Annotated in this window: 7 protein-coding genes and 1 pseudogene; 7 read left to right on the top strand and 1 reads right to left on the bottom strand. The window is 59.5% G+C overall.

All coding sequences use genetic code 11. The annotated features are described in order from the left end of the window. Positions 1-590 (bottom strand): annotated as a pseudogene (locus QRN38_RS07570) (hypothetical protein); the annotation flags it as partial. 547 nt (positions 591-1,137) lie between these two features. Here QRN38_RS07570 and QRN38_RS07565 point away from each other — a divergent pair. From QRN38_RS07565 to QRN38_RS07535, 7 genes are all read left to right on the top strand, one after another. Beyond that, a complete protein-coding gene (locus QRN38_RS07565; protein ID WP_057418071.1) occupies positions 1,138-2,715 on the top strand; it encodes an ABC transporter substrate-binding protein in 1,578 nt (525 codons plus the stop codon). 20 nt (positions 2,716-2,735) lie between these two features. Beyond that, positions 2,736-3,746: an ABC transporter permease gene (locus QRN38_RS07560; RefSeq protein WP_057418072.1), complete on the top strand. Its 1,011-nt coding sequence runs from the start codon at positions 2,736-2,738 to the stop codon at positions 3,744-3,746. After that, positions 3,743-4,594, top strand: a complete 852-nt coding sequence (locus QRN38_RS07555; RefSeq protein WP_057418073.1) for an ABC transporter permease — start codon at positions 3,743-3,745, stop codon at positions 4,592-4,594. Before QRN38_RS07560 ends, QRN38_RS07555 begins: the two co-directional genes overlap by 4 nt. Further along, positions 4,587-5,435 carry an ABC transporter ATP-binding protein gene (locus QRN38_RS07550; protein WP_057418074.1) on the top strand — a complete coding sequence of 283 codons (849 nt, stop codon included), beginning with the start codon at positions 4,587-4,589 and terminating at the stop codon, positions 5,433-5,435. The genes QRN38_RS07555 and QRN38_RS07550 overlap by 8 nt, the downstream gene beginning before the upstream one ends. Continuing rightward, the gene (locus QRN38_RS07545; RefSeq protein ID WP_057418075.1) at positions 5,432-6,148 is read left to right on the top strand and encodes an ABC transporter ATP-binding protein; all 717 of its coding nucleotides are present in this window, start codon (positions 5,432-5,434) and stop codon (positions 6,146-6,148) included. Before QRN38_RS07550 ends, QRN38_RS07545 begins: the two co-directional genes overlap by 4 nt. A 231-nt stretch (positions 6,149-6,379) precedes the next feature. Next, positions 6,380-6,889, top strand: coding sequence for a sigma-70 family RNA polymerase sigma factor (locus tag QRN38_RS07540; RefSeq protein ID WP_005771531.1), 510 nt, complete (start codon positions 6,380-6,382; stop codon positions 6,887-6,889). Then, the gene (locus QRN38_RS07535; protein ID WP_057418076.1) at positions 6,886-7,851 is read left to right on the top strand and encodes a FecR domain-containing protein; all 966 of its coding nucleotides are present in this window, start codon (positions 6,886-6,888) and stop codon (positions 7,849-7,851) included. The genes QRN38_RS07540 and QRN38_RS07535 overlap by 4 nt, the downstream gene beginning before the upstream one ends. Positions 7,852-7,917 lie beyond the last annotated feature (66 nt).

Here is a 7,917-nt window from a genome sequence, read left to right as displayed (position 1 = left end):
TGTACAGGCCGATTGTTCCAGCGTGCCGGCAGCCAGATGTCCTCAAGCGCCACGCTAGTGGCTTTACGTTCGTCGGGTAAAAAACCGCCTCGCTGGCGATACCGGGCCACGTCGATGTCGTGGTACGTGTTGCCGGTTTCGCTGACCTGAATCTCCAGCTCGCGCCACAGTTGCTCCTGATAAAAAATGTACACGTAACCCGCACGGGCCAGCACTGGTGTGCCCAGGTCGTCCACCGTTTTCGAACCGGGCAATGCCACGAACGGCAACACCGGAACGATCTGGTTGAACTGCTCATCGGCCTGTCGCGGCGTGACTTTGGTGGCGCTGAGCAACGGCAGGCGAATCGGCTCGCCTTCAAGGGTCGCGATCTGCAGATGAAGGTGCGTGCCCTCGATGTAATCCCAGACCTTAAGTGCGCTGCTGAACAGCTCCCTGTCCAGCGCTTCCGATTTGGGTGGATAGATACGGGCTCCATCAGAATCGAGCAGCAAAACCTGCTGCTGGTCCGAATACTTTTTGCCCACGATCTGGACAATCAGTTTGTCCATTTCGCAGGAAGGGCCATCGCTCAGTCTGCCGGTGGTCATTGTAAGAACTCCTTGTTCTGGCGTCGGTGATCGATGCCGTCAAGGCTCAGGCTGAAACGGGACTGGTACGCCGATGCAAGCATGCCGAGATCTCTCCGCAAAAGAGGGCAGTTGTGCCCGCTGAATGGCGTGAGAGATAACAAGAACAATGCCAAGTATTATTTATTCATATAAATCAATGGCTTGAGTAGAAGACAGGGCGAGAGCATGTTTTTTCAGTCGAAAACTCACCAAAACCTGCGCAAGATTCTGCGTGCGTTTACGCGATGTTGCGTAACGCTTCAACACGCCGTGACACGAGGCTCACAAGCGCTTGGGCGATCTAGCGTGAGCGTTGATTGCGCAACCTCTTGCGCATTCCTCCCCAAGCCGCAACGTCGCTGCATTCCCTGGTAAAAGTGCCTTATTCACCTCCGTCGCCTCCCTTAGGCAATCTCACAACCCCTCCCAAAAAACGTTCTAAGTTAATGACGAAACAGTCTTTTTTATATTCGCAAATGCGATATATCGTCGCTTCCCATAACTCAAGCTCATAAGGGAATTCACGATGCGGCGACCGACGGCTCTGGCAATTGCAATCACACTCAGCGGTTCAGCCTGGGCAGCGACGCCCCCGGATACGCTGGTGGTGGCGCGTTCGATCGATGACATTGCCAGCCTCGATCCTGCCGAAAGTTTTGAAATTACCGCGACCAATACCCTGGCCAATATCTACCAGCGCCTGCTTGAGCCGGACCGGCAGAACCCCTCTGTTCTGGTCCCTGCGTTGGCATCCAGCTGGAAGGCGGGCGATGACGACAAGAGCCTGGTATTCGAACTGCGTAACGGTGCCAAATTTGCCTCGGGCAACGGGGTGCGTCCTGACGACGTCATTTACTCGTTGAGCCGCGTGGTCAAACTAAACAAGTCCCCGGCCTTCATCCTCGGTGAGTTGGGCTGGACGGCGGAAAACGTCGACAGTTTCCTGACCCGCGTAGATGACACGCACGTGAAGATTTCCTGGCCAGCGGCGGTAGGCAGTTCCTTTGCCTTGAGCATTCTGTCCGCGACGCCGGTGGGGTTCATTGTTGATGGAGTTGAGGTCGGCAAGCATGCGCAAGCCGGCGATCTGGGGAACGGCTGGCTGAAAAACCATTCGGCGGGCACAGGTTCTTATGCCCTGCGCACTTACGTGCCACACGAGGCTCTGGTACTTCAGGCCAACCCTCATGCAACCAAAGCCCCCAAGTTGAAGACGGTGATTCTCAAGAATGTCACTGACCCGGCGACCCGACGTCTGCTGGTGGTGCAGGGCGATGCAGACCTGGCGTTCGACTTAGGCGCAGACCAGTTCAGCGCGCTGGAGAAGCAGAAGGGCGTCAGCGTACAGCGCTTCCCGTCCTCGATGATTTATTACCTGGCCATCAACAGCGGCAACACGCAGGTGCCGGCACTGAAGAACCCGGCGTTCTGGGAGGCGGCCCGCTGGCTGGTTGATTATCAGAGCCTCTCCAAAGACCTGTTGAAAAACCAGTACAGCGTTCATCAGGCATTCCTCCCGGCGGGTGTTTCAGGTTCGTTGGGCGACACGCCGTTCAAGCTGGACGTCGATAAAGCCAAGGCCGCCTTGAAGGCCGGTGGTATCGCCGAAGGCACGAAAATCGAACTCAATGTGTTCAATCAGCCTCCTTACACCGACATCGCTCAGGCGCTGCAAGCCAGTTTTGCCAAGGCCGGCATAGAGATTTCAGTGCGTCCGCTGGTGGAAAGCGAGGTGCTGGCGAAAATGCGCGCCCGTGACTTTCAACTGATCTTCACCTACTGGGGGATGGATTATCTGGACCCTCACTCCAACGCCAGCGCCTTCACATATAACGTCGCCAACGGGCCGAAAACCATTGCCTGGCGCACTCAGTGGGACATCCCGCAACTGAGCCAGGAAACCCGCGCCGCTGCAGCCGAAGGTGATCCGCAAAAACGTATCGCCCTGTACACCCATTTGCAGAAGACCGTGCAAGAGAGCTCGCCCTTTGTCGTGGCATTGCAAGGTCAGAATCAGGTGGCGGTGCATGACGGCGTAGAGGGCGTGCTGCAGAACATCACTGTTTCTCTGCCGTATTTCGATCAGGTGAGCAAAAGCAAGTGAGGGCAGGGGCGTCACGCAGAATGAAAGTGGCCGTCAGCGGGGTGTTGTCGCTGGCGGTCACGCTGTTCGGCTTGCTGTTGTTCACGTTCCTGCTGACCACCCTGTCGCCGGTCGATCCGGCGCTGCGGATTGCCGGGGACCACGCCAGCGAGTCGTTACTGGCTCAGGTGCGCATTGATCTGGGGCTTGATCAGCCGTGGCCGTCGCGCTTTGGTCACTATCTGAACAACCTGCGACAGGGCGATCTGGGTGTTTCCATCACCTCCGGGCAGCCAGTGCTGGACGGGTTGAGCCGTGCGTTGCCTGCCACGCTTGAGCTTGCCACTCTGGCGATTCTGCTTGGCAGCAGCCTTGGCTTGTCACTCGGGCTGCTGGCGGCATGGCGACCGGGTGGCTGGGTCGATGCTCTGGTCAGGCTGTTTTCGCTGATCGGTTATTCGGTGCCGATATTCTGGCTCGGCTTGCTGATGCTGCTGTTGTTCTACGCCAGGCTGCAATGGGCGGGCGGCCCCGGGCGGCTGGACGATGTGTTTCTGTATACCCTGGAATTTCCCAGCGGCTTGATGCTGTGGGACACCTGGCGTTCTGGTGACTCAAGCGCGTTGGCCAATGCGTTTGGTCATCTGGTCTTGCCGGTTCTGGTGCTGGCGTTTTATTCCATGGCCGGCATTTGCCGGATGACACGCTCTGCATTGCTCGGCGAGATGGGCAAAGAGTACGTGGTGACTGCGCTGGCCAAAGGTGCCGGGCGTGGTCGCGTGTTGTTGCGCCATGTCTTGCCGAACGTCGCCGGAACACTGGTCATCGTTGTGGCGCTGTCTTATGCCGCCCTGCTGGAAGGTTCCATTCTCACCGAAACAGTCTTTGCCTGGCCCGGTATCGGCCGCTATCTGACCACTGCGTTGTTTGCCGGTGACGTGCCCGCCATTCTAGGCAGCACGCTGCTGATCGGCCTGTGCTTTGTGGTGATCAACGGGATAGCCGATGTACTGGCAGGCATGATCGATCCACGTACGCGGAGTGTGTCATGAGTGTTTCCATCGCGTTCGACAGCGTTCTGGCGCGCAGCGGGTGGCGTCGCTCACCTGCATTGCTGGCAGGCGCGTCGATCATTGGCGTATTGCTGCTGGTGGCATTGTTTGCGCCATTGCTGAGTGTTTTTGATCCGAATGCGCAAAACATTCAGGAGCGTTTGCTGCCGCCGTCGGCAGCTCACTGGCTGGGCACCGATGCGTTTGGCCGGGATCTGTTTACCCGGTTGCTGTACGGCACACGGCCGACCTTGCTGCTGGTGTCACTGGTATTGCTGCTGACTTTGCCCATCGGTGTGCTGATTGGGGTGACTGCCGGCTTTTACGGCGGTTGGGCGGAGCGAATCCTGATGCGCCTGACCGATGTGGTCATGGCCTTCCCGCAGTTGGTCATGGCCCTGGCGTTCGTGGCGATTCTCGGCCCAGGTCTGCTCAATGGCGCGCTTGCCCTGTCTTTGACCGCATGGCCTGCGTACGCACGGCAGGCCCGTGCGGAAACCAGCGTCCTGCGTAACAGTGATTACCTGGCTGCGGCGCATCTGCAAGGCATACGCGGCATGCGCCTGTTGATGGGCCACGTGCTACCGCTGTGCCTGCCGTCAGTCATTGTGCGTGTGGCGCTGAACCTGGGCGGCATCATTCTGGCCGCTGCCGGGCTCGGGTTTCTCGGCCTGGGCATCGAACCGCCGACCGCTGAGTGGGGCTCGATGGTTGCCGATGGCAGTCGGGTCATCTTCGATCAGTGGTGGGTCGCCGCAGCGCCGGGTATCGCGATATTGCTGACGAGCCTGTCTTTCAACCTGCTGGGCGACGGTCTGCGCGATGTACTGGACCCCCGTCATGGCTGATGAACAACCGCTGTTGAATGTAAAAGGTTTGCGGATCGGTTTTCCAGGCCCGGGCTCGGAACTGATCGAGGTGGTCAAGGGCATCGACTTCAGCGTGGGCACGGAAAAAGTGGCGCTGGTGGGCGAGTCCGGCTCTGGCAAGTCACTCACCGCACGTGCGCTGCTGGGCCTTGTGGCAAGCCCGGGGCAGGTCACTGCCGAGCAGATGAGCCTGGCGGGTGATGACTTGCGCAACTTGACGGCAAAACAATGGCAAGGGCTGCGCGGCACTCGTTTGTCGCTGGTGCTGCAGGACCCGAAGTATTCGCTCAACCCGGTGCTCAAGGTCGGCACGCAGGTTGAAGAAGCGCTGGTGTTGCACACCCGGCTGGGACGCCGCGAGCGTCGCGAGAAAGTGCTCGACATGCTGGAAGCGGTGGGCCTGCCCAACCCGCTGGCGCTTTACGACAGCTATCCCCACGAGCTGTCGGGAGGCATGGGGCAACGGGTCATGCTGGCAGCCATGCTGATCAATGATCCGCGCCTGTTGATTGCCGACGAACCCACGTCGGCACTCGACAGCGGCCTGCGTGATCAGATTCTGGAGCTGATTCTGAGGCTGGTTGAGCAACGCAACATGGGCTTGCTGCTGATCAGCCATGATTTGCCCCTGGTGGCCCGTTATTGCGACCGCGCACTGGTGATGTACCGGGGCCAGCTCGTCGACCGCTGCCACGCAGCCGAACTGGCCACCGCCAGCAATCCCTACACCAGAACCTTGTGGAGCTGTCAGCCATCGGCGCGCACCTATGGCCAGTCGCTGCCAACCCTTGACCGCAACCTGATCGAGGAACTGCCATGAGCGCGGTGGATATCAACCGTTTGACGGTCACGTTCAAACGCGGGCTCAGCCATTTCAATGCGCTGGAAATGGACGGATTGCAGATCAAGGCTGGCGAGTGCTTCGGCCTGATAGGCGGTTCTGGCTCGGGTAAATCAACCCTGTTGCGGGTGCTCGCCGGGCTCCAGCGTGACTGGCAGGGGGAGGTGCAGGTGTTGGGCCAGCCGCTCAACGCGCAGAAAGCGTTCACCGGGGCGTTGCGCCAGCAGGTGCAAATGGTGTTCCAGGACCCTTATGCTTCATTGCATCCACTGCACCGGATTCGTCGCAGCTTGCGTGAGCCGCGGCAAATCAACGGCCTGCCTTTCGACGAAGCCAGCCTGATGGCTTCTGTAGAGCAGGTGGGCTTGCCGAGCAGCATTCTTGACCGCTACCCGCATCAGTTGTCTGGCGGCCAGCGCCAGCGGGTCGCCATTGTCCGTGCGCTGCAATTGAATCCCAAATTGCTCCTGCTGGATGAACCCACTTCGGCGCTGGACATGACCGTTCAAGCGGAAATACTCAACCTTCTGCAAGTACTGCGCCGCGATACCGGAATGACCATGATTCTGGTCAGCCATGACATGAACACGGTTGCCCATCTGTGCGACAGGGCGCTGTTGATCAATCAGGGCAGGGTGGAACGGCATCTGGATCGTGCAGCGCTGAGCGCATTGGCTGGCGTGAACCACTGATCGACCGCCAAGGGAAATTCACGTCAGAAGTGGTACAAAAAGCAGACATACGGCGTTCATTTGTATTCCGGGTGAATCACCCGGATACAGCGCAGATCAACGCATTGCGGGCGTACGACCCCGATTTCACGCAGCGGCGTCGGGCTTTTTAAAAAAAAGAGCATGGACTCGGGATATAACACTAATTAGAATCAGTCTCATTTGGCGCACCCATCGCTCAAGGCTCTTGTCATGATTGACGCAGCGACGCTACCTCAGCAAACCCTACATGCTCTCTACCGTGACCATCACGGCTGGCTCGAAAGCTGGCTGCGTAGGCGCATGGGCAATGCCTGGGATGCTGCGGATCTGAGCCAGGATACGTTTCTGCGAGTACTGTCCAGCTCGCAGCAGATTGCCGATATGCAGGAGCCGCGCGCGTATTTGCTGACGGTGGGCAAGCGCCTGCTCAGCAACTTCTACACCCGCCGCAGTCTTGAACAGGCGTACCTTGAAGCGCTGGCGCAGTTGCCAGAAGACAGTGTGCCGTCGCCCGAACAGCGCTGGCTGCTGCTCGAAACCCTTCAGGCGCTGGACGAGTTGCTTGACGGCCTGTCGCCAGCAGTACGCCGCGCATTTCTCTGGAGTCAGCTCGAAGGGCTGGGGTATCGCGAAATCGCCGAGCGCCTGGAAGTGTCCGAACGCACCGTCAAACGCTACATGGCGCAAGCCTACGAGCATTGCCTGCTGGTGGACTGGTGATTCGCTCGGCACCTTCGAGCGAAGAACGTGAGGTCGTACGCCGGGCAGCGCAATGGCTGGCTCTGCTGGAATCCGGCGGTGCCAGCGAAGAAGATCACGCCATGCTCCAGCACTGGCGCGACAGCTGCGCCAGCAACGAGCGCGCCTGGCAAAAGGCGCAGCAACTGCAGCAGCGCTTCTTCGGCCTGCCCATTCATCTGGCCATGGCTACCCTGGACCGCCCCGACAAGGCGCGGCGCACGGCGATCAAACGTGCCTTGGGTGCGGTGACGCTGGTGCCGGCGGTCTGGTTGCTGGGGCGGCAGTTGCCGCTGGATGTCTGGCGTGCCGACCTGCATACCGCGATTGGCGAGCACACGCGTGTTTCGCTGGCCGACGGCAGCACCCTGCAGTTGAACACCGACACTGCCGTGAATGTCGACCTCGGCGCCCGGCTGATCACGCTGGTGCGCGGGGAAATTTCACTCAAGGTGCCGGGCAGGGCGCCCTTGACCATCGACGGGCCGTATGGCCGCATCCTCGTCAGTGAAAGCGAAGTCTGCGTGCGCCTCAACGAAACCGAATGCCGGGTTTCAGTGGTCAGCGGTGCGGTGCGGATTCAGCCCTCGCAAGGGCCTGAACTGACCCTCAAAGCGCTCCAGCAAATCAGCCTGCAGCAAAGCGGAGCAGGGCCTGTCAGGGCCTTCGACGCGCTATTGCCCGGTTGGCGCGACGGCGTGTTGACTGCGCAGAACCAGCCACTGGGCGACTTTCTGCGTGAACTTGGCCGCTACCGCCCGGGCCTGCTGCGCTGGGAGCCAGCGCTGGAAACCTTGCGGGTGACCGGCAGTTTCCAGATCGACAACACCGACCGAGTACTCTCGCTGCTGGCTGCCAGCCTGCCGGTCGAGTTGCAGATGCGTACCCGCTACTGGGTCACGCTGACTCCTCGAAAAAACAGCTCTGTAAAAAATAACGCGTGAAGCCTGTCCCTTTTTTTTGTCTCGCTTGTCATTTCAGGTAAGTGAACAAAATACGAGAGCTTCCTT

It is taken from the genome of Pseudomonas sp. CFBP2511 (assembly GCF_030209255.1).
GTDB lineage: Bacteria > Pseudomonadota > Gammaproteobacteria > Pseudomonadales > Pseudomonadaceae > Aquipseudomonas > Aquipseudomonas avellanae.
The sequence above is the reverse complement of the archived record's forward strand: the minus strand, read 5'-3'. Positions and strand labels throughout refer to the sequence as shown.

Excerpts from the sequence above, each read along its gene's own strand:
- QRN38_RS07560 (WP_057418072.1), top strand. The coding sequence starts at position 2,736 with ATGAAAGTGGCCGTCAGCGGGGTGTTGTCGCTGGCGGTCACGCTGTTC.
- QRN38_RS07555 (WP_057418073.1), top strand. The coding sequence starts at position 3,743 with ATGAGTGTTTCCATCGCGTTCGACAGCGTTCTGGCGCGCAGCGGGTGG.
- QRN38_RS07545 (WP_057418075.1), top strand. The coding sequence starts at position 5,432 with ATGAGCGCGGTGGATATCAACCGTTTGACGGTCACGTTCAAACGCGGG.
- QRN38_RS07550 (WP_057418074.1), top strand. The coding sequence starts at position 4,587 with ATGGCTGATGAACAACCGCTGTTGAATGTAAAAGGTTTGCGGATCGGT.
- QRN38_RS07540 (WP_005771531.1), top strand. The coding sequence starts at position 6,380 with ATGATTGACGCAGCGACGCTACCTCAGCAAACCCTACATGCTCTCTAC.
- QRN38_RS07565 (WP_057418071.1), top strand. The coding sequence starts at position 1,138 with ATGCGGCGACCGACGGCTCTGGCAATTGCAATCACACTCAGCGGTTCA.